Source organism: Klebsiella sp. LTGPAF-6F (genome assembly GCF_001753185.1).
Classification (GTDB): domain Bacteria; phylum Pseudomonadota; class Gammaproteobacteria; order Enterobacterales; family Enterobacteriaceae; genus Klebsiella; species Klebsiella michiganensis.
Map to the genome: position 1 here is coordinate 4,052,691 of NZ_CP017450.1, position 21,002 is coordinate 4,073,692.

At 46.5% G+C, this 21,002-nt stretch carries 20 protein-coding genes; 10 read left to right on the plus strand and 10 right to left on the minus strand.

Going from position 1 to position 21,002, the window contains the following annotated elements:
* Window positions 1–16: 16 nt before the first annotated feature.
* From BJF97_RS32825 to mobC, 3 genes are all read left to right on the plus strand, one after another.
* A complete protein-coding gene (locus BJF97_RS32825) occupies window positions 17–319 on the plus strand; it encodes a TrbM/KikA/MpfK family conjugal transfer protein (RefSeq protein WP_077270217.1) in 303 nt (100 codons plus the stop codon).
* Window positions 320–1,017: 698 nt separating this feature from the next.
* Window positions 1,018–2,877 (plus strand): type IV secretory system conjugative DNA transfer family protein, encoded by a 1,860-nt coding sequence (locus BJF97_RS18940; RefSeq protein ID WP_070082963.1) that lies wholly within the window; start codon window positions 1,018–1,020, stop codon window positions 2,875–2,877.
* Window positions 2,878–2,886: 9 nt separating this feature from the next.
* Window positions 2,887–3,633, plus strand: coding sequence for a MobC family replication-relaxation protein (gene mobC / locus BJF97_RS18945; protein ID WP_070082964.1), 747 nt, complete (start codon window positions 2,887–2,889; stop codon window positions 3,631–3,633).
* 196 nt (window positions 3,634–3,829) lie between these two features.
* Here the strand turns inward: mobC and BJF97_RS18950 are convergent, their stop codons facing one another.
* A complete protein-coding gene (locus BJF97_RS18950) occupies window positions 3,830–4,777 on the minus strand; it encodes an ArdC family protein (RefSeq protein ID WP_070082965.1) in 948 nt (315 codons plus the stop codon).
* A gap of 842 nt (window positions 4,778–5,619) precedes the next feature.
* Here BJF97_RS18950 and BJF97_RS18955 point away from each other — a divergent pair.
* Window positions 5,620–5,979: a mCpol domain-containing protein gene (locus BJF97_RS18955; protein WP_025368085.1), complete on the plus strand. Its 360-nt coding sequence runs from the start codon at window positions 5,620–5,622 to the stop codon at window positions 5,977–5,979.
* A gap of 9 nt (window positions 5,980–5,988) precedes the next feature.
* A complete protein-coding gene (locus BJF97_RS34795; RefSeq protein WP_071886202.1) occupies window positions 5,989–6,591 on the plus strand; it encodes a hypothetical protein in 603 nt (200 codons plus the stop codon).
* A gap of 323 nt (window positions 6,592–6,914) precedes the next feature.
* Here the strand turns inward: BJF97_RS34795 and cap3 are convergent, their stop codons facing one another.
* The 7 genes from cap3 to BJF97_RS18995 form a co-directional block, all read right to left on the minus strand.
* Entirely contained in the window at window positions 6,915–7,322 is a 408-nt protein-coding gene (gene cap3 / locus BJF97_RS18965) for a CBASS system CD-NTase/cGAS isopeptidase Cap3 (RefSeq protein WP_227502469.1), read from the minus strand.
* A gap of 40 nt (window positions 7,323–7,362) precedes the next feature.
* Entirely contained in the window at window positions 7,363–9,132 is a 1,770-nt protein-coding gene (locus BJF97_RS18970; RefSeq protein ID WP_077270218.1) for an E2/UBC family protein, read from the minus strand.
* Window positions 9,132–10,430 (minus strand): CBASS phage resistance system c-GMP-AMP synthase DncV, encoded by a 1,299-nt coding sequence (gene dncV / locus BJF97_RS18975; RefSeq protein WP_070082966.1) that lies wholly within the window; start codon window positions 10,428–10,430, stop codon window positions 9,132–9,134. Before dncV ends, BJF97_RS18970 begins: the two co-directional genes overlap by 1 nt.
* On the minus strand, window positions 10,430–11,503 hold the full coding sequence (locus BJF97_RS18980; RefSeq protein WP_040120416.1) for a CBASS cGAMP-activated phospholipase: 1,074 nt from the start codon (window positions 11,501–11,503) through the stop codon (window positions 10,430–10,432). Before BJF97_RS18980 ends, dncV begins: the two co-directional genes overlap by 1 nt.
* 422 nt (window positions 11,504–11,925) lie before the next feature.
* The gene (locus BJF97_RS18985; protein WP_070082967.1) at window positions 11,926–13,671 is read right to left on the minus strand and encodes a hypothetical protein; all 1,746 of its coding nucleotides are present in this window, start codon (window positions 13,669–13,671) and stop codon (window positions 11,926–11,928) included.
* A gap of 59 nt (window positions 13,672–13,730) precedes the next feature.
* A complete protein-coding gene (locus BJF97_RS18990; RefSeq protein WP_070082968.1) occupies window positions 13,731–14,624 on the minus strand; it encodes a nucleotidyltransferase domain-containing protein in 894 nt (297 codons plus the stop codon).
* A 15-nt stretch (window positions 14,625–14,639) separates the two neighbouring features.
* Entirely contained in the window at window positions 14,640–15,602 is a 963-nt protein-coding gene (locus tag BJF97_RS18995; protein ID WP_070082969.1) for a patatin-like phospholipase family protein, read from the minus strand.
* 539 nt (window positions 15,603–16,141) lie between these two features.
* Here BJF97_RS18995 and BJF97_RS32840 point away from each other — a divergent pair.
* The gene (locus BJF97_RS32840; RefSeq protein WP_077270226.1) at window positions 16,142–16,354 is read left to right on the plus strand and encodes a hypothetical protein; all 213 of its coding nucleotides are present in this window, start codon (window positions 16,142–16,144) and stop codon (window positions 16,352–16,354) included.
* Window positions 16,355–16,429: 75 nt separating this feature from the next.
* Here the strand turns inward: BJF97_RS32840 and BJF97_RS19000 are convergent, their stop codons facing one another.
* Together BJF97_RS19000 and BJF97_RS19005 are read right to left on the minus strand one after the other, a co-directional pair.
* The gene (locus tag BJF97_RS19000) at window positions 16,430–16,915 is read right to left on the minus strand and encodes a hypothetical protein (protein WP_014229986.1); all 486 of its coding nucleotides are present in this window, start codon (window positions 16,913–16,915) and stop codon (window positions 16,430–16,432) included.
* The gene (locus tag BJF97_RS19005) at window positions 16,899–17,720 is read right to left on the minus strand and encodes a winged helix-turn-helix domain-containing protein (protein WP_014229987.1); all 822 of its coding nucleotides are present in this window, start codon (window positions 17,718–17,720) and stop codon (window positions 16,899–16,901) included. The genes BJF97_RS19000 and BJF97_RS19005 overlap by 17 nt, the downstream gene beginning before the upstream one ends.
* An 804-nt stretch (window positions 17,721–18,524) precedes the next feature.
* Here BJF97_RS19005 and BJF97_RS19010 point away from each other — a divergent pair.
* From BJF97_RS19010 to BJF97_RS19025, 4 genes are all read left to right on the plus strand, one after another.
* Complete coding sequence (locus BJF97_RS19010) at window positions 18,525–19,025, plus strand: helix-turn-helix transcriptional regulator (protein WP_014229988.1); 501 nt, start codon at window positions 18,525–18,527, stop codon at window positions 19,023–19,025.
* A 39-nt stretch (window positions 19,026–19,064) separates the two neighbouring features.
* The gene (gene fimA, locus BJF97_RS19015; RefSeq protein WP_014229989.1) at window positions 19,065–19,607 is read left to right on the plus strand and encodes a type 1 fimbrial major subunit FimA; all 543 of its coding nucleotides are present in this window, start codon (window positions 19,065–19,067) and stop codon (window positions 19,605–19,607) included.
* 72 nt (window positions 19,608–19,679) lie between these two features.
* Entirely contained in the window at window positions 19,680–20,219 is a 540-nt protein-coding gene (locus tag BJF97_RS19020) for a fimbrial protein (RefSeq protein ID WP_014838896.1), read from the plus strand.
* A gap of 46 nt (window positions 20,220–20,265) precedes the next feature.
* Entirely contained in the window at window positions 20,266–20,976 is a 711-nt protein-coding gene (locus tag BJF97_RS19025) for a fimbria/pilus periplasmic chaperone (protein ID WP_014229991.1), read from the plus strand.
* The last annotated feature ends 26 nt before the right edge of the window (window positions 20,977–21,002 follow it).

A 21,002-nucleotide genomic window follows, 5' to 3' on the forward strand; every position in this document is an offset into this window, starting at 1 on the left:
CATAACGGTGACTGAAATGAAAAAAGCAATATCCTCCGTATTATTGCTCTGCGTTATGGCGTTATGTTCAACATCTGTACTGGCTGCTGATGCCTGCGAAGTGGTGTTATGTATGTATGGTAAAGCAACCGGAAATGGCGGTGGCAGTGAATGTCAATACGCTGAACGGGCATTCTTTAATATCGTAAAAAAGAATAAACACGGCTTTCTTCCTGACCATACGGCCGATGCCAGACAATCATTTTTAAGTGAATGTGATTCGGCAGACCCGGCGGCTATCGGTCAAATCATCAGTAAATATGGCCGCGTTCGTGATTAATACTGGCGAGACGGCACAGAGCATGACGGTTTTCAGGTTTTTACGGCTTCTGTTTTTCGCGGATTAAGGAGCGAAGAAACAGGGGCCGTAAAAATAAGGCAGCGGACAGAAATATTTTCGCGGGTTAAGGAGCGAAAATAATTCAGGCACCGCGCCTCACCTGCAAACAGCCGCGCCCACGCGGATTTTGCAGGCCGGGGGGAGCCGGATAAATTTCGCCGCCCCAGCGAGCGAAAAGCTGTCGCCCACGACAGCGGTTTATCTGGGGGGCACAGCCCCGCACACCGTCGCGGCTAAGTCTCCGGCCTGAAGCCGGTAGCGTGGCGCGACCACCCCCTTTAAAGGTCAGCTTCCCTTTTATTCCCGCTGCGAGGAACGAGCAAAGGGAAGAAAAAGGCGAAAGCGACCGTCTTAAAGGGGGTGGTCGCGCGTAGCGGGCGACGGTGTGCCGCCTTTGACTCTGGGGGTTTTGGTGCGGCGTACAGCCACGACATTACCCCCATGCGGCAGGCAATAAGGGCGTCCAGCCCGCATGTACTGGCGCACGCCGTTTCGTACCGGGAAGCATGCTTTCCGGCACATGGCCGCACAGCGGTCACCTTCTTCGTCCCTTACGTTCGCCCCGCCTTTTCGCCCGACACCGTGGGGCGAACTGATGGGGCGATGTCATGGGGCGAATAGCTGACGAAGGAGGCATCATGATTTTAAATAAGCTTGCCGCTTCACTGTCACCGATAGTGAACGGGATGCTGGCGCTGCTCGCTTTTGTGCAACAGCAACAACTGATACTGGCGTTATTAGCGGGGCTGACGATGCCGTTTTTTGCATCAATGAAAAGCGATGAACGGCAGAAAGCTCCGCTCTGGAAAAAGCTGATTATGGCTTTTTCCATGCTGTGTTTTCTCTCCGGCACACTGGCTCCGATAGTTATCGGATCCTTTCAGTGGCTGTATAAAATCAGACTCACCAGTGATAATTCAGCACTGGCGTGGTCAGTACGGATTGCTTTCACTGTAACCGGTATTATTTTTCATATTATGCTTCGCCGGGTATTCACGCCGGAACTGGACAAAATAAAGAAACGCCTTGTTAAAAAGACCACCCTTGAACGGGAATTGCGCACCGATGTCCGCACCGTAAAGTCCTTGTTGCCGGAAACACTGCATTATGATCCGCTGGATTATATCGATCTGAATAAAGGTATTTTTACTGGCATGGACAGGGAGAACGAACCGATGTATCTCCCGTTAAAAGACTGGCAGAAACAACATGCGGATATTATCGGCACCACCGGAGCCGGTAAAGGGGTTGCCACCGGCATATTACTTTATCAAAGTATTCTGGCCGGTGAAGGTGTGTTTGTGATGGACCCCAAGGATGATGAATGGGCACCCCACCTTTACCGCAAAGCCTGCGAGGATGCAGGCAAGCCTTTTGCTTTGATTGACCTGCGGAAACAGCAATACCAGTTAAACCTGATTGAAGATATCACGCCAGATGAACTGGAAGAACTGTTTGTTGCAGGGTTCAGCCTGGCGGAAAAAGGACAGGAATCGGACTTCTATCGTATTGATGACCGAAAAGCCGCGCGTATGGCCGCGCAATTTGTCAGTGATAACCCATCGGCAACAATCCGGGATGTTTATAACGGTGATTACGTTCAGGGTATTGCCGAAAAAATCAAAGCGTTCTTTGGGAAAATTGAAGAGCTGGCATTACTCAATGCCATTAACTCACCAGAAGGCTTTTCGCTTAAGCACATATTTGATGAAGGCGGCTGCTGTTATGTTGTCGGCTCCATGCGAAACAGCAAAATTATTACCGCCCAGCGCATGCTGCTGGTTCGCCTTTACCAGCTGGCAGAAAAGCGCGATCGAGTAACAGACGTCCCCCGCCCCATTGCTATTTATCTTTCCGAACTGAAATACCATTTATCCAGGCCAGCGCTGGAAGGTTTAGGCGCGGCGCGGGATAAAGGCGTACACATTATTATGGACCACCAGTCCATCGCCGATTTAAAAGACTGCCCGGCAGATTTGAAAGGTGACGCCGTTGTCGGTGCGGTCGTTGAAAATGCCAAATTCAAACTGGTTTACCGGGTTATGGACCCGGATACGGCAGAATGGGTAGCAAGAATGTCAGGCACTATTCTGGTGGATGACGAACTCCGCAAGGCTAAGACGGATAATATGCTGACGGAAACCATCGACAGTGAGCGCACAATCCGCCAGGCCGAACGTTTCTTTATTGACAGCAATATGATCCTGAACCTGCCCGATTTTGTCAGCTTTATCTTTACGACAAAAACGCTACCTTCTGCTTCACTGATCTCACCGATAAAGGTCAGAAAGCGTCAGCTAAAAATCTTTTCGGTTTCCCCTGATATTGCCGCAGCGGCAGCCCCGGTGAAGATCATGCTGGATTTTGGCGAGGATGATAAACCAGCCATGCCGGATGTGATGACAACTCACCCGGCTCTTTTCTTTGACGAAAGGGAAGTAAGACCGGCAACGCCAAAATCTGATGATGAAAAAGACCTGTCCCCGCTGGATTTTTAAGGAGTGGTTATGCTGATTTCGTCATTTAACGAGCGCCAGACGCGTAACAACGAAAAAATAAAACAACTGCTGAACTTCCTGAAAGAAGAAACCTACAGTGATTTTAAAACGCTGATGCTGTTATTTGGTTTCCGGGACCACAAATCGCTTTATTCGCTGCTGGCAAAAACGGAGCGAATGGGGTTAATCCAGAAGCATGTGCTTGAATCACGGACAATGAAGATTTCATTATGGGGGATCACCAGCGACGGGCTGGCGGTAGTGTTAACCCCGGATGATGAAATCTTTCCTGCGCGGTTTGAACCATCAAAAATCACCGGCTGGACGCTGGAGCACCATCTTGATAATCAGGCCGCCAGGCTTATTCTGGAGAAGAAAGGTGCTTCGGGATGGATTAACGGCGACCGGGCCAGTTTTCTCAGCCAGTATCAGGTAAAACATCGCCCGGACGGGTTACTGACCCTGCCTGACGGTAACGTTATTGCCATTGAAACCGAGCGCCGCCTGAAAACCCGGGCCCGTTATCAGTCGATCATGGCAAGCCACCTGCTGGCTCGTACCCGCAAGCAGTGGATTTACGTTTTTTATGTTGTGCCCGATCCACAGAAGAAGCGTGCGCTTGAACTGCTGTTTGACAGCACCAGTCATGTCATCATCAACCATCAGCACGTCCCGCTGGAAGAACGCCACCGTCGGGTGTTTCGCATTTATACCCTTGATGAACTGAAATACCTGTCACTAGGCAGCTATACGTAAGCTTTTACTCAGGCCATCGTGATGGCCTCACCGGCCTGGCGGCGATACTCGCCAGGCCGGGCATTTTTTTTATCCCACTGCCAGACACAGACTGTTCGGTACTCGCTGTGCTGCGTTCCGCCTCAGTCTGCGCCTTGCAGCGTTGCCGGTTAAAAACCATGTAACCGCGTTCCCTTGCGGTTGTCCAGCTCCGGCCTCAGAGTTTATCCATCAGATAACGATGCGCTTTAGAGGCGGTACTGGCCGCTTTGAAAATATAGCGCTTGTCATTTTTCAGCGCTTTCAGCCAGGAAGCAATGTAGCTTTCATGTTGTACCTCTCCCTCAATCCCCAGGTCCGCCATCAGAAAAGCACTTCCCAGCTCCGCCACCAGTTCTTCCTCTGCATAATCCGCACTGCCAAACTTACCTTTCATTTCACGGTTCAGGCGTTTTTTATCCCCACTCCAGTGGACAAGTTCATGCAGGCCGGTAGCGTAGAAATTGGCCGCATCCGAAAACAGATGGCGTTCCGGTAGCCAGACTTCATCTGTTGATGGACTGAAAAAAGCATTTTGTCCTTTCTCGATGATGTTTGCGCTGCTCTTCCTGAACAGGTTTTCAGCTTGCGGCAACGGGTCAAAGGTTGCTTCCGGGCTAACTGTTTCAGTTGTCAGAGGCAGGCCGTCGATTTGCTGAACGTTAAACACGGTGAACGTTTTCAGCATCGGGATATGGTCAATGTCTCCGGCGTTGTTTTCCTTCTCCAGGGTGGTATAGAAAATGGCTGTTGTACCATGTTCACGCGTGCGAACCTGTCCACCTGCTGCCTGTGCCTGTTTGTAGGTCATCCAGCGTGAATCGCTGAACCCCTGTTTAGATGCGCTGCACCATAACAGCATGATATTCATACCGCTATAGGCTGCTCCGGTTGTGTAATTGGATGGCAGACCAGACATGCCGGATACACGCTGCCACGGGCAGGACCAGGGTTTAACACCGGCTTCCAGCGCTGCAATGATGTTGTCGGTAACGGTCTGATAAATATCCTTTCTGTTTTTTGAAAATTTCGTTTTTGAGGAGCCTGACGGGTCCAGCGGGGATACGCTGGTCACCGCTGCGGTGTTAGGGGCGCTTGTCCGGGGGTTATGCAGGGAAATTGTCATGGTTTTTCTCCGTCAGTGTGTGATTTTCGTCTTCGTATCGCCTGACGGTTCGCTTTCCCGGCATCGTTCTGCCCTGCAAGGGCGCAGCATGCGTGCCATTTACCCTTGCAGGACGGGTTGTGTTGGGAAACGATTAACCGGAAGCAGATATGAAGAACGGAAAGCGCACGGGAGAAAAAACCTGCCCCTGCATAGCCGGGCATAGCGCCCCTTACACTGCAGTGGTGAAAAGTAGATTTGGTGGTGTTGAGTCGAGGACTGGCACTGACAGGAACTTCATGTAGGTGTTAGCATTCTTTCCTGCCGGACGAGACGATCCTGCTAACCGGGGGCGGTTTGTTCTTAAATTAATTGTCTCGTTCCGGCATCACTTACAACCGGAGCTGGGCAGTCTCATTATTGAACGCAGCATCCAGTCTATCCACCACCACCTAGATCTGGAGTGAGAGTTTTCTTGGAACTGGCCACAGCACCGTAACCGGGGAATCATTCTCAAAGGCTTAACAAATATATTATTTCACTTAATCTTAATGCCAATGTCATGAGAAATTTTCAGTGTAAAGATTCAATAATTATCATTTAAGTATAGATTGCAAGCAGAACAATTGAATTAATCGCCACATTGAACATATAAAACCTCAACACACTTGATGTATTTAACAAGACCCAGGATCAAACCCATTAACATTAAAAATTTTTAAAATACAAACCTCGTCTTGGTCGAGTATAAATACAACTTAAACAGCAAAGTTTTTAAGTAAATAAATTCATTTGCAACTAAGCATTCAGGGTTGATATAATATAACCACTAAGATAATAATCCATGTCAGTTTGGAGTTAATATGTACATAGCGATAGATGGCGATGATGTGGGGAGAAAAATAACCTCATCATACTTATCCAACTCAGAAGAGAGGTTGATATACATAAGCAACAAATTAAATGACACCACAAAAAAAATATCTAAAATGCTCTTATCCAATGGATTTGAGATAATTTTCCAAGCAGCAGATGGTGTTACAGCGAAAACAGACAACGAGGTCAATCTTAACGTTGTTTTTGATAAGATAAAATCCTATTCCTTTGACGAAATTACATTTTCAGCTGGTGTGGGTGCGAATCTAAGAGAAGCCTATGTTGCACTGTTAAATTCTAAAAGCAATGGTAAGAATATGATTTCTATTTACAAAGACATATTATAATGGTGCGAAATGTTTAGAATAATAAGATTTGACTGGTTGTTAAAAACGGTATCACTAATCTCTTTATTTGTCACAATACTTTCATTTTGGATCTTTAAGACAGTTCTGTCTTCTGACTTAAGCCTGTTCAAATTGTTATCAATATCATCATTAGCATCCATTATCATAAACTTCTTTCTCCTTTCATCAAAGATATCAAGACTAATATGGGGAACAATAAGGTTTTTCAAGAAAGACATATATCCTGATTTAAATGGAATTTGGGTTGGACATATAATCACAGAAACAAACAATGAAATTGAAGTCCGCGCCAAAATAAAGCAAGCACTCCTTGTAACAAAGATAGAAATGCACGGCCCCACAGTTAAATCTGTTACGCTAGAAGCAACGCCAACTAAGGAGCTGGATAACAACAAATTGTACTATGTATATAAATCAACCCCTAAAAACCCTAATTGGAGCGAGTATATTGGCTCGACCATATTCGACGTAATTGAAAGTAACAATGCGCTCCAACTTTCTGGTCGATATTATACAGACAGAAAATCCGTGGGGAGAATATCAATAAAGAGAATATCACTTAACACTGACTCCGACATATCTTTTTATTAACTTCCGGAATGTTTAATTACCACAACCAGCCATGATCGTTCTTTTAAAATAGAAGGATAATTCGCGCTACTGATATATTAATCATGGATAAACTCCTTTCAGTAGCCATTTCTCCTAGATCAACACCCCTGCACACCCCATATATTCCATCAAGACTGATTGTTATGGGAGACTCCACTTGTAAAGAATTCCGCGGAAAATTCGAGTGGTGTTTTTTTCGCCCCCCCATTAGACTCCCCCAAAAGAGCAATCATATTAAATTTCTTTTAACACACTAACCATACTGTTAAAAATGAGTAAAACTCAACAGTTTCATCTACTTTTTACTTCTCTCTTATACTTTTTATATCATTTCCGTTTTTTATTCCTACCCACTCAGATTTTCTGCCTACAATAATCAGGAGCATTGTCTCTGTTGCGATCAGTCCAGTCAGCCAAGATTTCATGTCTGTATAAGACGGTTGAGGAAAATCTTCGGGATGTGTATGCCATTCGCCTAAATAAACAAGAAAGCCATCTGACTGTTTAAAAAGTTCATCTACTTTCAGCTGATGATGGTCACCTTTTCTTTCAAACCGATTACGTGTCCTGATGTCACCCGGCCCTGGTTCCGAAATGTGAGTAATAACGATGTGAGGTCCCCGGCGTTCTCCTATCAGAACCCCTCCAGCTTCGGTGCTGACATATTGCATTTGGCGATATGACTTGAGCAGTCGAACGACTTCGCTCATGACCACTACATGATTGTCAAAATTATCGATGAATACCAATTCATTTATGTTCATTACACACAGGGCAATTAGGCTGATGTGGCAAAAATTGAGGCCTGAGCGAACGCCCTCCCTCAAGGATATGTTCGTTGTAAGTCCACTTTAACTCTGGTTCTAGAGTACTTAACACGGCCATCTGCGCCAGAGATGACGTTATGCTGCTAACTGCTGCATCATAAAGGGTGTAAGTGCTGCCACAACTTTTATTTTTTTCGCTTGATATATCAAGATCAATAAACCGTGAATCGGTTCCTTTATGGTATTTTGCAGGGTTAGAAACCATACACCCGTAACAGCTTCGGCCATCGTCAATAAAGACTTTTGATGCCCGGCCGTTGCCATCATTGAACGCGTGAATAATAAATGGTCTTTGCTCCAGTGGAATCTGTCTAACCACCGCAGCGATGCGTTTTGATACAGGTGGGCGTCCTGTCGCATCAATAATGATGTCGTACTTCTGCATTTCATCTGCGCTGATACGGAATTGTTCCATAAATCCAACAATCTTTGTCTGTAAATGCACAGAGTCCTGGAGCTTTGCCGCAAGTGAAAGGGATTTAGGCCACCCGAAATCATGTGACGATAGGGTATGACGGCCAAAATTACTGGGTTTGTAGATATCATCATCATAAAGATGTAGAGAACCCTTGCCACATCCGGCTCCGTTGCGTAGTAATAATTCGGCCAGATACCCTCCAATTGTTCCACAACCTATCAACGCTATACGCTTTGTTGAAAGACTTACTGCCCCCTTCCGTCGTGTATTCCGGCTAAGGAGCGTCGCAATGTCAGCACGAATGACACCCAGCCTTTGATATTCCGTGCAAACACTTTTGCCACCCAACATCGCCGCAAGCTTGACCGTTGAGTTTTTGGCTGACTTCCGGTGCCTTCTGAAATCAACAGACTGCGTATTGAACTCAACATAGATAGCTAAGATGTCCTGGTTTAAAACATCAAAGAGAAAAATGTACCTTTTCTTCCCTTCGGCTTTGATGTTTTCAATGACTCTATCTCTGGCATTGTGGTCTGATTTTTCAAGCCATTCCAGTAAGTCCCGGAATGAAGACGGTGGCCATTTCATCCCGGCAAGACGGCTGGGATTTACAGAAATGTAATGCGTGCTGATGGGTATTTCTTTTAACGAAGTTCTGGGGAAATACCTTTGTTTGAGCCACTTGGTCATAACGGCTTCCGAGTCCTCCGGGGATGATTCCTCAACCGTTATGTACTCCTGTCTGGTAGTTCCATCAGACTTAAGTAATTTTGCCAAAGAGGTTTTAAGTGTGGTCCCCCGACTTGCGTTTGACAGAAGAAAGAGTGTCTCGCTGGGATGCCAGTATGCGGCAAACTCCCCTTCCAGTTCTCTCTTAGCATTTACCCCTTGCGTAGCAGCGGATACCGAATTAATGAGGGTCTGGTGTATCTGTGCATCAACTTCTTTATATGTCCCTTCCAGATCGTTGGAATCCCAGTCTGCTTCCATCTGCTCAACATAGCAAAGGAACCCTTCCAGGGCGACATGGGGCATAAGGCAACTTTTGAACTGTTCAGGTTGCTCAATAATGAATGCTGTCGGCAGTTCTGTGAAAGGGTCGGGATGAATCACCAATGCAACATTAAAATTACCGGCATCAGTCGCGTATTCTTTCGTGTAATATCCTGCACCTCGCTCCCTGCTGTGCAGAATCGATTTTTCAGGGAGATTGCGGGCACGCGTATAGCGATACCCGCATCCCGTCATCACTTGATGGAGCTGCCCGTCCTCCATCAGCCACTTACCATCGTTTTGTTGATTGGTTTAGATGCTGGCTCTTTGGATGGTGCATTGAGAAATGCCGGAGCTGCAGCACTTGACGTGATTAATAGAGCATTAGTCACACGTTTACCAAATGCTTCGTTGATTTTACGTAACGCTTCTTCCCGACTTTCTGATTGCTCAGCGGCAAGTAAAATACCGTACAGACTTTCCATAGTTTCAACGATAGCTCTCTGGTGCACGTTATGGTTACTTTCCGCAGGGAACAATGGTTTTTCGTCAGTATCGTCGGGACTTTCTACACCGCGATTGAATTCCTCAGGCAGCAACCTAGCAATAAGTTTCATCGTCCCGGTGAGGTCGGAGCCATTATGAGATTCTCTATCGAGGATGTTGACGACCGCAGTCATCAGACTGATTGATGAAGGGCCCCCAACTTCCCATTGAGCATCCCGCCAGGCCTTCATAAACCGGCAAACTGAACGCAGATGCCCACCGATACGTTTACAGCTTTCGTTGAACCAGTCTTCAACAATTTTGGGGTCGCTGACTGACCATCTTCTGATCCCTTCGCGAAGTGCCAGGTTCACTTTGTCGGACTCAACGGCATAAGCCTCGCGTCCCCCCCGGTTCAATGCTAAAGATTCAAACACCGAATCTGACTTTATGAGGTGTGCTGAATCTGCTGCTGTTTGTTTTTTCTGGAATTGTTCTTTAGGGATCGCATACATCGGTACATCAATGTGTGTTTTCTCTCGATAGATTTTGATGCGTCCGCAGGTATTCTTTTCTTCAAATACCCAGCCATCGTTTTCAGCTTCTAGTGATTTCAGTGATGTATCCACGAGAAGGAGAAGCAGAGTGTGTCCAATGCTCGGTTCGGATTCAAACACCGTCATGGGCATGTAGGTGCCATCATCAATATCCATTTCCTGCCCCGGATGAAAAGGCCTGTTTAACGTATCGTACTGAAAACTTCCTTGAGTCCAGAAACGAGGCTGGAATTTGATGAAGTCATCGCGTGCTTCATCTTCCATTTCAAAAATAAGTCGCGCTAGATCAGCACGTTCTTCGGGGGAAAGGTAGCGAACGTTTGTTTTCTCAAGTTTTAATCTGACACTTTCAAGTGTCAGCGCTTGCTTTCTCACGTCAATTGCGACTTGGCGAGCTTCCTGAAATACATCTCTCGTCCTTTCACGTACGATCTGACGAAGTGCTTTGAGTTTATCGGATTCAGTCTTGCTCAATTTGAGCTTACTGATTAAGCCATCCATATTGTGACTATAGTAATTGTTAAAATCCCAAGGCATCAGAGTTTCTCCTGCGCGATTGCGCGCTTAAAGGGTTTTGCAGGTGTAGTGAAAAAGCTCTTAAGCTTCTGGTTCTGAGCGAACTGCACAGTAGCGAGTTGTCTTCCCCTTGCACTCAGATTTTCAATGGAACTCTTCGTGGCATTATCCAGAGTGATGTCGCTGGCTGCTTCATTAGGGATCACTTCATCCAGACTGGTGTAGTTATCGGAGGCACCATGGAGCGTAAGCTCGCGCAGGAGCATGTTTTTATGGAGATGTTGGTTAGCCGTCATGGTTGTAAGGACCAGTTTTTTACCCACGCCCCAAAGTCGGCAGTAGCCATTCCACCATTTTTTGCTCAGCAGCCTTGGGCTAAGTGAATACTCTTCCCCGGTAGTACCGATATTAAGTATGTGTATGTCTTTATGAGCAACATCAGGAAAATCAGACTTCATGTCCTTGAAAACTTCCAAAAGTCCGATATAGCTGGGGTTGTTGGCGACCAAACCTCCATCAGCAAAATAAGAACCAAGGTCTTCACAATGGTGTGGTGCAAAGTACGTCGGTGCAGCGGAGGTTGCGAGTGCGGCATCAATCAATTTAAGTGCACCGTCGCGGGTAAAATCTGGGTTATGTGGTGTCTTGAAGAACTGAGGTTTCCCTGTTGAAAGATTGACTGCCGGGACCATTACTCTCCGGGCCAGGTCCTTAAAGGTAGTCTCACCACCGATCATCGTTTCAATGGTTTGTCGAAGTGGTTTACTACTATAAATGGGAGCAACAAGTGATTTAAGGAGATTGAACAGCCACCATCTTGGTGGAAAAATATCATTCGCTTTATCTAAGAAAACACATTCCAACTCGCGAGCACTCTTGCCTTTAGCAAGGCCGAGAGCCAGGATCCCACCTATCGATGTCCCAGTGATGAGGTCAAAGTAATCGCCAATTCTGATTTCTTGGTCAGGGTGCTTAGAGGCAAGTATCCTCTCAATCTCAGCAAGCACACTGATTGTAAACATCCCTCTGGCCCCACCACCATTTAGGCTGAGTAGCCGTACCCCATGGTCATTGACTACATGCAATTCAGACATTGAAAACCCCATAACCAGAGAATATAGCTATAAGATATGTCTGTTTTTATTCTTTTCAATGTACAAATAATCAGTGTTTTTGTAATTAGTATAAAACACTTTTAATTCTATAAAACTTATTGATTTAACCTGTAAAGTTAAAATTTTTACATTTTATATCCAATCAAAGGAAGGTCTTCATTTGAAACGGAGAAGAATCATTCGATGACTCTTTGCGGTACGTGGCATCCACTGGCACTATCAGGCAGTGTCCGATAAACCAAACTCTTGAAGCCTACCTGACCTAAAGTGAAGCCCCCCACAGGCAAGATAATTCCTAACGATAAGGCCAACGACGATAACATCCCTACTTACACCAACAAACGTTAGGCCATGATATTGGCACGGGGTACCTAATATTGACATCACGCAGCGGTATTCGGTCAGTCTATGAGATAGCTTTCGTCCATCTCTGGGTCAACTTCAAATCTCTCAGTTTCAAAATAGATAAGACCTACTTCTTTTGGAACAGCATCTAGTTTGTCGAGTACGACATTAATCCGAGCGCATTGCTCAGCGTTGATATAGAAGCGATGGTCGTTTAACCAATTCCGAGAATCATGATAGTTGTCGAGCGTTGCCGCCTCCAGTGTTACGACACATTGTTCTATTCTTGAACGACTGCACAGTCGCTTAATTGGAGGAATGATATCGACCGTCCGATCATCCGATACTACGATCGCAAGCCTTCGAGTGCTGCTCGTTTGTACGTAACGCACGCCAGAATTATACCGAGATCCCCTTGATGGCGTACACTCATCGGTCACTTCACCGTCGAGAATAATCCCGATAGCATGGCAAAGACCTGTAGGATCAAGCAGTATTGTTCCATCGATACCGCTGACACTTCGAAGGAGTGATTCAGTGAGCCTAGTTGGCACGATGCTAGTACCTTGCTTGCAAAGCCGATGCGCCTCGCTGGCTGCATCTTCTGCAACGACAAGCATGCTACCATGCTTCTGACTAGTTTGAGTGATCAGAAGGTTCCACAAATGCAAGCCGTTATCTTGTGACGACAACGGAAATAGCCTCGCGTAATTTGCCAGGAAGGCAGCCTTGTCAAAAGGTTCCTGTGGAAGTTTGGGCACAGCATATTGACTGCGAAGTAATGCTTGGTTACCACAGTACAACTCCCAGTGATAATGATCTATGAAATCTACCGTGAACGCATCTTGTGCACTGGAATTATGCGACTCCTTGAGTCTCCCAAGTCCATAAATACACTGACTATTTGCGATAATGCCGACACCTGATGCTGCCATCTGCAAGACTTTCCGAACCCATCGAGGCTCACGAAAGGGAACTGGCTCAACAAACTTCGCCTGGAACTCAACCGCCTCATTATCTGGATCGACGAGAATGAGCTGGCCTATGCCTTTCGTCCCCTCATACATAAGAGAGGAGACAAGGTTCAAAGCATCGAAAAGCTCAGTATGAATGTATCGTCGTTCGATCGAGAGACCGGGCGTGTGAAGAAAGTCTTTTGCAGCAATCCGTATTATTTCCTCGGCATCTCTCATGCTGCCATGGGTAAATCGTCCTGGATCAGGGTTATGTAATTCCTCGGTAGCCTCACGAAGAACGGCATACATCGCTGCATGTATCAGACTGCGAAATCCATGTCCTTGTTGGTTTTCGTCAACAGGATTGGAGAGCAAAGGAGGGAATTGCTCGAAAGTGTCATTTGGAATCTGTATGACTGGGGTAACATAATAGTCATCTATTCGTCTAGGCTCTCCGCAAAATGACGTCACGTTATGCTCTGTATCAAAAGCTTCAAGTGCCTTACTAACCGATGTTCGCACTGAATCGCGACGCATCCACTCTGGCTTGTCACGCATGCTCGGCTCATCGCCAAAAATCATGTTCTGTAACCGGTGACTTTTATAAATCAATTCAACTGAATCCAGCAATCCTTCAAATAATGATAGATACCACTTACCATCTTCTGGCTCTACGCATACCGGATTCGCATTTTTACTACTGGGGCGGCGAGCGCCAACAAGCAGCACTTCTGCATCAGCCGGTGCTCCCAATTTTTTCAGTACATTCCGTGCCAGAATCTGGATGTGAATTCTGTAACTGTCCTGATATCCCCACATAAAAAGGTTAATAATGCTACCTGCCATCTCAATTCCTCCTACTTACTGTTTGCCGTACCTTAAGACAGCAGTTTCTTGGGCTCACTTCACCATTCATTCCACATTTTAATTGCAGCGTCGATAAACGCTTCCGCATCTGCTTTCTCCCATGAGGTATGTGTCCCCTCCCAAAGCAAGTAATACTGCTCATTGGCGCATAGCAGCTTGTCTTTATCTGCTTCTGTCTGAATCCAATTCATGGCATTGACAAAACAATCAGAATAACTGGTGCCAAACTTTTCATTTGGCACGTTGTAGAGCAAACCTTCAAGGTAATAGGAAGGTGCAAGTCCTGACTTCAATTTTCCGTCAGCAATGAGTTTACTTCGAAGGTTCTTCAGTACGCGAACCATGGGCTTTAGCCATTTATTACTGGCCTGATGTTTTAAGGTGAGATTTTCTGAATGCTGCTTGGGGTAATTGGCAATCCGTTCACCAGCGCCATTAAAGAAACAGATGCCCTCATCGTATTGTGAGTCGTAATGCCCCTTGAATTTCCAATAACGACGAAACTGCATTGATGCGATAACGTCAGCTTTGCGCCTACTTCCATTTGCCGCTACAACTATGGCCTTATCTCCGACCTTAACATCAGACCCGAAGCGCTCTGTAAGCGCCTCAAGCACATCTTGCTTAAATTGAGTATACGAGTAGGTTGCGGGAACAAATGCACGGTCGTACGCCTCTTTGTCTTCTGGTGATAACTGTGTGAGGTCACTGTAGTAGACATCATCAAGACATATGACTACATCAACGTCACTTTCAGCATAAATGTTAGTATCGTTTCCATAGGAGCCCTGAAGGAATACTTTAAAATTCTTTCCATGATACTCAGTGTTTGCGCTCTCTAATGCATTCTTTATAATGCTATAAGTCGAGGCAGACTGTGTAATAGATCCTTGGTGGGACCATGTATCGAGCTGTGATTCAGGTATTCCCATATTATTTCGCCTCTCTCATATTAGAAACTCTCTTAATTGTGCCTCACGAGCTCCAAAAGACTCTCTACCACGCTGTCGAAGGGTATTCAGTTTATCTAAATTGTACTCAAGTAAATCTGTCGCCATCTCAGGCCGTTCGAATGTGTCGCTGATCCGAATCGTCGGAATATCTTTGAATAGAATGTCGCGTAGTTGATCCATCGATTGTGTATTGATCTCTAAAGTTTTTTGAAGCAACTGGACTGCGAGCCATTTCTTAGCAATCCGCATAAGGAGACCTGGTTTTGGTTCTGGATAGATACCAACACCGACATTTATAACCCGGATATCCTTGTGATCTTTTTTCAGAGCGACAGTGGCGTCGGCGATTGCAAACAAGGTGGGGTTGTTTGCGCAGTAACCTCCATCGATCAACTCAACCTTATCTCCTGCTGCGGTAACAATCACTTTCCTTTCGAAGAATGGATAAGCCGAGCAAGACGCTTGCACTGCATCAGCGATGCTGACCCCGAATCCTGGACTGAAGGTTCCCTGGCGACCATGGGCCTGTACAACACTACCTTTGAAGATCATTGGTCTTTCGGTCATCCATCGAGTCGCGACGATGCCAATACCCATCAGAACATCTTCGAATGTCTTGTCTTGAAAAACCTCTTTAGACAAATCCTGAAGCGCCATTGTTCTTGCCGCAGCCGACCGGCTGGACATAACTCGCGGTACATGTTCGGTATACAGTGCGTGTATTTGATCTACCTCGTATCCTAAAGCGATAAGCGCGGCAATAATCGCACCGGTGCTAGTACCAAACACAAGATCAAACCTCTTATATAACGGGCACCCAAGCATAGCCTCAATTTCCTTGAGGACACCCAGTGTATAAAAACCCTTTGCACCGCCACCATCAAGTGCGAGAACACGGCATATATTGTCGTTGTCGTACTCGGTGAGCAGTGATGACGGCGAAACAGAATAAGTCATTATTTTTGCACTCCTTGTTCTCTACGATGATATCCAACTAGCACCGAACATTTTATAAAAGTAGGTTGACTTCAAGTAGTCCGACACCTGCATAAACCAACAACGTGAGCGGATGAATCTCCATAAAATCGCATAGCAAGCTAACTTATTTAGGGTAAGGCTTTTAAGATCGCGTTCCATCGAAATAAGGTAGGTGCGGCTAGAAGCGTCAGAAAATACTCTTGACCCAAGCCATTGTCTCCCTGATCCGTTGCAGAGCATTGGGCTACGATGGTTTAAGCGTCATCATTCTGTACTTTACCTCACACTCAGAGTTGAGGACCAGTTATACAATAGGAGCCAAGCCTATAGTATTCATTGATCTATTCTGACGCATTTGCCACTTTGATGAAATCCACAACAGTGGCTTTGCTCAAAAGCGGTGAGTCTGATCAGTATTTACTGCTTTCCGTGCATCAGTTGTTATACGCATTCGCTTCTGCGAATAGGTGACTTTTAAACCCACCCCATCCAGGGAACGCCATAGTAATGCTCACCATATCCGAGGTTCACTCAACCCAGCTTTATGTTACCCGCAACTATTGGTGGTCATTCTGGTGGTCTTGACAGAACGGCAATTCAGGTTTAGCTTGAATATTAGCCAGTTACTGGCAAAGGCGATCCCAGTCAGAGGAGCCAAATTTAAGAAGCCTGCTTTCGAGCGGGCTTTTTGCTTTCTTACTCTCTCATTTCAGCCAGATCGTCTTCTTTAGTAACCCCCGCACGCGTTCTGCAACCGCCTCACTCCTCTGGCTGTAACAGAGGAAAAACCTCATAACTTATTAATATCAATTGTTTACGCAAATAAACGAGGGTGAGTACAGGCTGCGGACGATCCAGCCATTTTTCATCTTTTGTATCTTAATATAGCGTCCCGAGTCCGGATCGGGGCTAAAAAAGACTTTTTGCATCATTCCCTCGATCATATTGTCGGCTTTCCGCTTCGAGATGGTCGTTTGGGTTAAGTGGTAAATGTTATTAGCTTTCTTTGCGTAGATGAAATGATACGATCTTTCGACATTGTACTTGACGTTATCGACGATCACTTTTCCGGAAACGTCAAAATAGCCGCTGTTATTTCCCCGCATCAGCAAGAAAGTTTTAAAGTTTGCATCAAAGCCAAATGAGCCCGATTCAATTCGCAAATTTGCGGAACAATCAAAATCGTTTTGCTGATGAAAATGATTTATCAGCCAGCCGCAAACAAAAACAGCAAATAAAATTGACAACAGAACATAAACGCTCTTTACCTTAACGTTATTCAGGAATTTCATAATCAGGCCTATAGTAGTTCTCACATGAATACAGCGCACCTGGTTTTATTTTTGAGTAGATACAGTGGGCCAAAAAAACCCTTCCCTCATTGGCTTTTAATACAGATTCCGAAATATTAAAGTAAAAAACGCTGTTGCCTAAGCACACCATTTTCTGCTTTGCGATCAGCTGGCGGACCAGAACCATCATCTTTTGCTGTTGCTCATTCGGTATGGCGTTAAAAGTTCTGACCGGGCAAGAATCAATGCTTCCCAGATAATAGCCTTCATCCTGGCTGGCCGCAAAAATCAGGCGATATCGGTCGGCACTCACGCTCCAGAAAAGGATAACCAACACAAATAGCGCAAGCAGCGCATAGCCAGACTTTTTTGCCCATCCCGCAGAAAATTTACGTGTTCCCTTATGTGCACAGCCGCTGCTGCTTAACGCAATAGCTTCCGCATCGTTTTCATTACGTATGGCGGGGGCTGAATTATCCACTCTCTCAATCAGTATGCTCGCGGACACCATAAACCCAACCCGGGGCACGGTAACGATAATCTCCTCGACACAGCCCATATTCCTGAAGATGGCTCTCAGGTCAGAAATATATTTATTGAGGCTATGGCTAGAGGTCCGCAGCCCATGCGCATCCCAGACTTTTTCAAGTATCTCGTTCCTGTAAACCACATGCTCCCTATGGTCTAAAAGGAACTTAAGCAGGCGGCTTGTGGTGGCTGTCAGCGTGACGCATGAGTCTTCATCGAGCCATATCAGCCCGTCATCGCTCCTGAAATGGATCGTTCCTTGAATTTTGTAGATCATAAACCTGCCTTACAAATAATCCTCAGTCGCATACAATCCGCACATCAGGCACATGCGCAGTATTTCATACTGATAATAACCTTAACTTTATTGTAAATTGAATTTTAACACCTAAAAACCAATAAAAGAGAATACATATAACTAAAAAAAAACACAATGCTATTATTGCCTTCATCGAAACACACGGCGTAACCAGGCCCATCTGAGCTAACCTTGCGCCTGAAACAATATAGACCACCAGAACATCATTCGGGATGTATGAGCTGAACGCGTCCTGAAGCTGTGAGAACCGAGGAGATAAATGATGATTAAATAATACCATCACGCAATCAACTACCTGATACATGAAATGGCCAGGGATGATATTTTCACCGCCTGAATTAGCGTCCTGAAGACAGCGTAAAAGCGAGAATCCGGACATCTCTATAATGGATATGCACAGCCAGATAAAAAGAAATCTGATTGGCTAAAGATAAAGATGTCAGACATTTATCAAGGAATGTTCCCTAAGAAAATTCCAATACAAAGAGTGTGCCTATTGTTCAGGGCTTAATGATAACTCAACCCTATCATTTTTAATTTACAAAAACCTATAAAAAAACAAATTATAAACCTTTAACGCCATTTATAATGAAAATCACAAACAAAACACCCACAAAATGATAACTTTGCAGTGGTTACATCTTTTAGAGCCTCAGCCGCATGCTTCATTGAGATGGGTGATGTTAGATTACTCTCAATTCGCTGAATGGTTTTATTAACGATGAGTTAAAGGTCAACCCAAGGATGAGATCGCGTTCAGATATGAATCTATCAACTAATATTTTATCTAAGGATAAATATTTTACTCTGGGCCTGATTGAACTGCTTGGAGAAGAATTTATTGACAATTTCTTTTTGATTATAGATTTGGACTCTAACGACCTTTCGGGTTCGGAGTGGATTTATTTTTCAAATAAAAACATTGTTGCCTTCGCCTCCAGCGACTTAGCTTTTTATAAGTCCGAGCTATTTGAAAAAATAACCGTACTGGACAAAAAAAGTAATACCAGAAGCATCCTGAATTTCTTTTTAAAGAAAGAAACCTCAGGAAATTATCATACAAAGTACCGGCTAAGCCTGCGTGAAAAGCAGATGTTAAGCATGTTAAGCAGAGGGGAAAGCAACCAGGAGATCGCAGAAGAGTTTGGCGTGAAACTTAAGACTATTTATACGCACCGCCGCAACCTGATGAATAAATTAGGTTGTAAAAACAGGATTACGTTTCAAAAGTTATTTTTCAACAATAAATGTTTTTTTAAGTGAAGCATAGCTTCAGGATTATTCATAAACAGGAGTTTTATCATGAACAAATTAGCACTTATCGTTATTTCAGCACTGTCCCTGAGTTCTGCTGCGGCTCTGGCCGATACCGTTACGGTGAACGGCGGTACGGTGCATTTTAAAGGGGAAGTGGTTAACGCGGCCTGCGCGGTTGATGCCGGTTCTATCGACCAGACCGTTCAGTTAGGCCAGGTTCGTTCTGCAAAGCTGGCGACCGCAGGCAACACCAGCACGGCTGTCGGCTTCAATATCCAGCTGAATGATTGTGATACCACCGTCGCTACCAAAGCCTCCGTCGCGTTTACCGGCACGGCGATTGACAGCGCCAACCCAACGGTACTGGCCCTGCAGAACTCCGCCGCGGGCGGCGCGACTAACGTCGGCGTACAGATCCTTGACCGTACCGGTACCCCGCTGGCGCTGGATGGCGCCGCCTTCGGCGCGCAAACCACGCTGAACGATGGCACCAACGTTATCCCGTTCCAGGCTCGCTACTACGCGACTGCCGCAGCCACTGCCGGTACCGCTAACGCTGACGCCACCTTTAAAGTGCAGTACGAGTAATTTTTTCATCAGGCAGGGAAGCGCGTCGGGCCAGGACGGCCCGTTATCCGAATAAGAGTAAGGGTGATAACGATGCAAAGAATGAAGTCTGGTCTGTTGATTTTATTGCTCCCACCGCTGGCGCTGGCAGGAAACCAGTGGGACACCATGCTGCCCGGCGGGAACATGCGCTTTCAGGGGATAGTCATTGCCGAGTCCTGCCGCGTTGAAGCGGGCGACCGGCAGATGACGGTCAAGATGGGGCAAATCAGCAGCAATCGGTTTCATTCGGCCGGGGAGGACACCAACCCCGTCCCCTTCGATATTCACCTGCAGGAGTGCAGTACCGCCGTGAGCCAGCGCGTTGGCGTGGCGTTTCACGGCGTCGCCGATGGTAAAAATCCGGACGTCCTCTCGGTTGGCGAGGGTCCCGGGATCGCGACCGGCATTGGCGTTGCCCTGTTTGATAAAACCGGCAGTCAGATCCCGCTCAATGCGCCCGCAGGGGCATGGACGCAGCTGCACACGGGGCCAACGACGCTGCATTTTGTCGCCAAATATCGTTCCACCGGGAATCAGGTCACCGGAGGAGCGGCAAATGCTCAGGCCTGGTTCTCCCTGACCTACCAGTAATCAGCGCCGGTAACAGGAATTCACCGTGAGAAAGAAAGAGATAAGCATGAAAAATAGACGGGCTACCACGCGCGGGATGCGCGGTTTACTGGCAGGACTCCTGCTGCTCTCCACCGCCGGTTTTACCGCTCAGGCGCAGGCCGGCGTGGCGCTGGGCGCGACCCGCGTGATTTATCCGGCCGGACAGAAACAGGCTCAGCTGGCGGTGACCAATAACGACGACAGCACCTATCTGATCCAGTCATGGGTAGAGAACGCCGATGGCGCGAAAGACGGGAGCTTTGTCATTACCCCGCCGCTGTTCGCCATGCAGGGGAAGAAAGAGAATACTCTGCGCATCCTCGATGCCACCAATGGCCGGCTGCCGCAGGACCGGGAAACGCTGTTCTGGATGAACGTCAAAGCAATTCCATCGATGGATAAATCAAAGCTCAGCGAAAACACGCTACAGCTGGCGATTATCAGCCGTATCAAGCTTTATTACCGCCCGGCCAAACTGGCGCTACCGCCGGATCAGGCCGCGGAAAAGCTGAAGTTCCGCCGCAGCGGAAGCTCACTCACGCTGATTAACCCAACCCCTTATTACCAGACGGTCACCGAGCTCAACGCCGGAACCCGGGTGCTGAAAAATGCGCTGGTCCCGCCGATGGGCGAAGCCAGCGTCAGTTTACCGTCCGATGCAGGTCGCGAGATTACATACCGGACGATTAACGACTACGGCGCACTCACCCCGCGTATGAAAGGCGTCATGCAGTAACTGACCGGGGAGCAGCGCTCTCCCCC

Excerpts from the sequence above, each read along its gene's own strand:
- BJF97_RS32825 (WP_077270217.1), top strand. The coding sequence starts at position 17 with ATGAAAAAAGCAATATCCTCCGTATTATTGCTCTGCGTTATGGCGTTA.
- BJF97_RS18940 (WP_070082963.1), top strand. The coding sequence starts at position 1,018 with ATGATTTTAAATAAGCTTGCCGCTTCACTGTCACCGATAGTGAACGGG.
- mobC (WP_070082964.1), top strand. The coding sequence starts at position 2,887 with ATGCTGATTTCGTCATTTAACGAGCGCCAGACGCGTAACAACGAAAAA.
- BJF97_RS18950 (WP_070082965.1), bottom strand. The coding sequence starts at position 4,777 with ATGACAATTTCCCTGCATAACCCCCGGACAAGCGCCCCTAACACCGCA.
- BJF97_RS18955 (WP_025368085.1), top strand. The coding sequence starts at position 5,620 with ATGTACATAGCGATAGATGGCGATGATGTGGGGAGAAAAATAACCTCA.
- BJF97_RS34795 (WP_071886202.1), top strand. The coding sequence starts at position 5,989 with ATGTTTAGAATAATAAGATTTGACTGGTTGTTAAAAACGGTATCACTA.
- cap3 (WP_227502469.1), bottom strand. The coding sequence starts at position 7,322 with ATGAGCGAAGTCGTTCGACTGCTCAAGTCATATCGCCAAATGCAATAT.
- BJF97_RS18970 (WP_077270218.1), bottom strand. The coding sequence starts at position 9,132 with ATGGAGGACGGGCAGCTCCATCAAGTGATGACGGGATGCGGGTATCGC.
- dncV (WP_070082966.1), bottom strand. The coding sequence starts at position 10,430 with ATGCCTTGGGATTTTAACAATTACTATAGTCACAATATGGATGGCTTA.
- BJF97_RS18980 (WP_040120416.1), bottom strand. The coding sequence starts at position 11,503 with ATGTCTGAATTGCATGTAGTCAATGACCATGGGGTACGGCTACTCAGC.
- BJF97_RS18985 (WP_070082967.1), bottom strand. The coding sequence starts at position 13,671 with ATGGCAGGTAGCATTATTAACCTTTTTATGTGGGGATATCAGGACAGT.
- BJF97_RS18990 (WP_070082968.1), bottom strand. The coding sequence starts at position 14,624 with ATGGGAATACCTGAATCACAGCTCGATACATGGTCCCACCAAGGATCT.
- BJF97_RS18995 (WP_070082969.1), bottom strand. The coding sequence starts at position 15,602 with ATGACTTATTCTGTTTCGCCGTCATCACTGCTCACCGAGTACGACAAC.
- BJF97_RS19000 (WP_014229986.1), bottom strand. The coding sequence starts at position 16,915 with ATGAAATTCCTGAATAACGTTAAGGTAAAGAGCGTTTATGTTCTGTTG.
- BJF97_RS19005 (WP_014229987.1), bottom strand. The coding sequence starts at position 17,720 with ATGATCTACAAAATTCAAGGAACGATCCATTTCAGGAGCGATGACGGG.
- BJF97_RS19010 (WP_014229988.1), top strand. The coding sequence starts at position 18,525 with ATGAATCTATCAACTAATATTTTATCTAAGGATAAATATTTTACTCTG.
- fimA (WP_014229989.1), top strand. The coding sequence starts at position 19,065 with ATGAACAAATTAGCACTTATCGTTATTTCAGCACTGTCCCTGAGTTCT.
- BJF97_RS19020 (WP_014838896.1), top strand. The coding sequence starts at position 19,680 with ATGCAAAGAATGAAGTCTGGTCTGTTGATTTTATTGCTCCCACCGCTG.
- BJF97_RS19025 (WP_014229991.1), top strand. The coding sequence starts at position 20,266 with ATGAAAAATAGACGGGCTACCACGCGCGGGATGCGCGGTTTACTGGCA.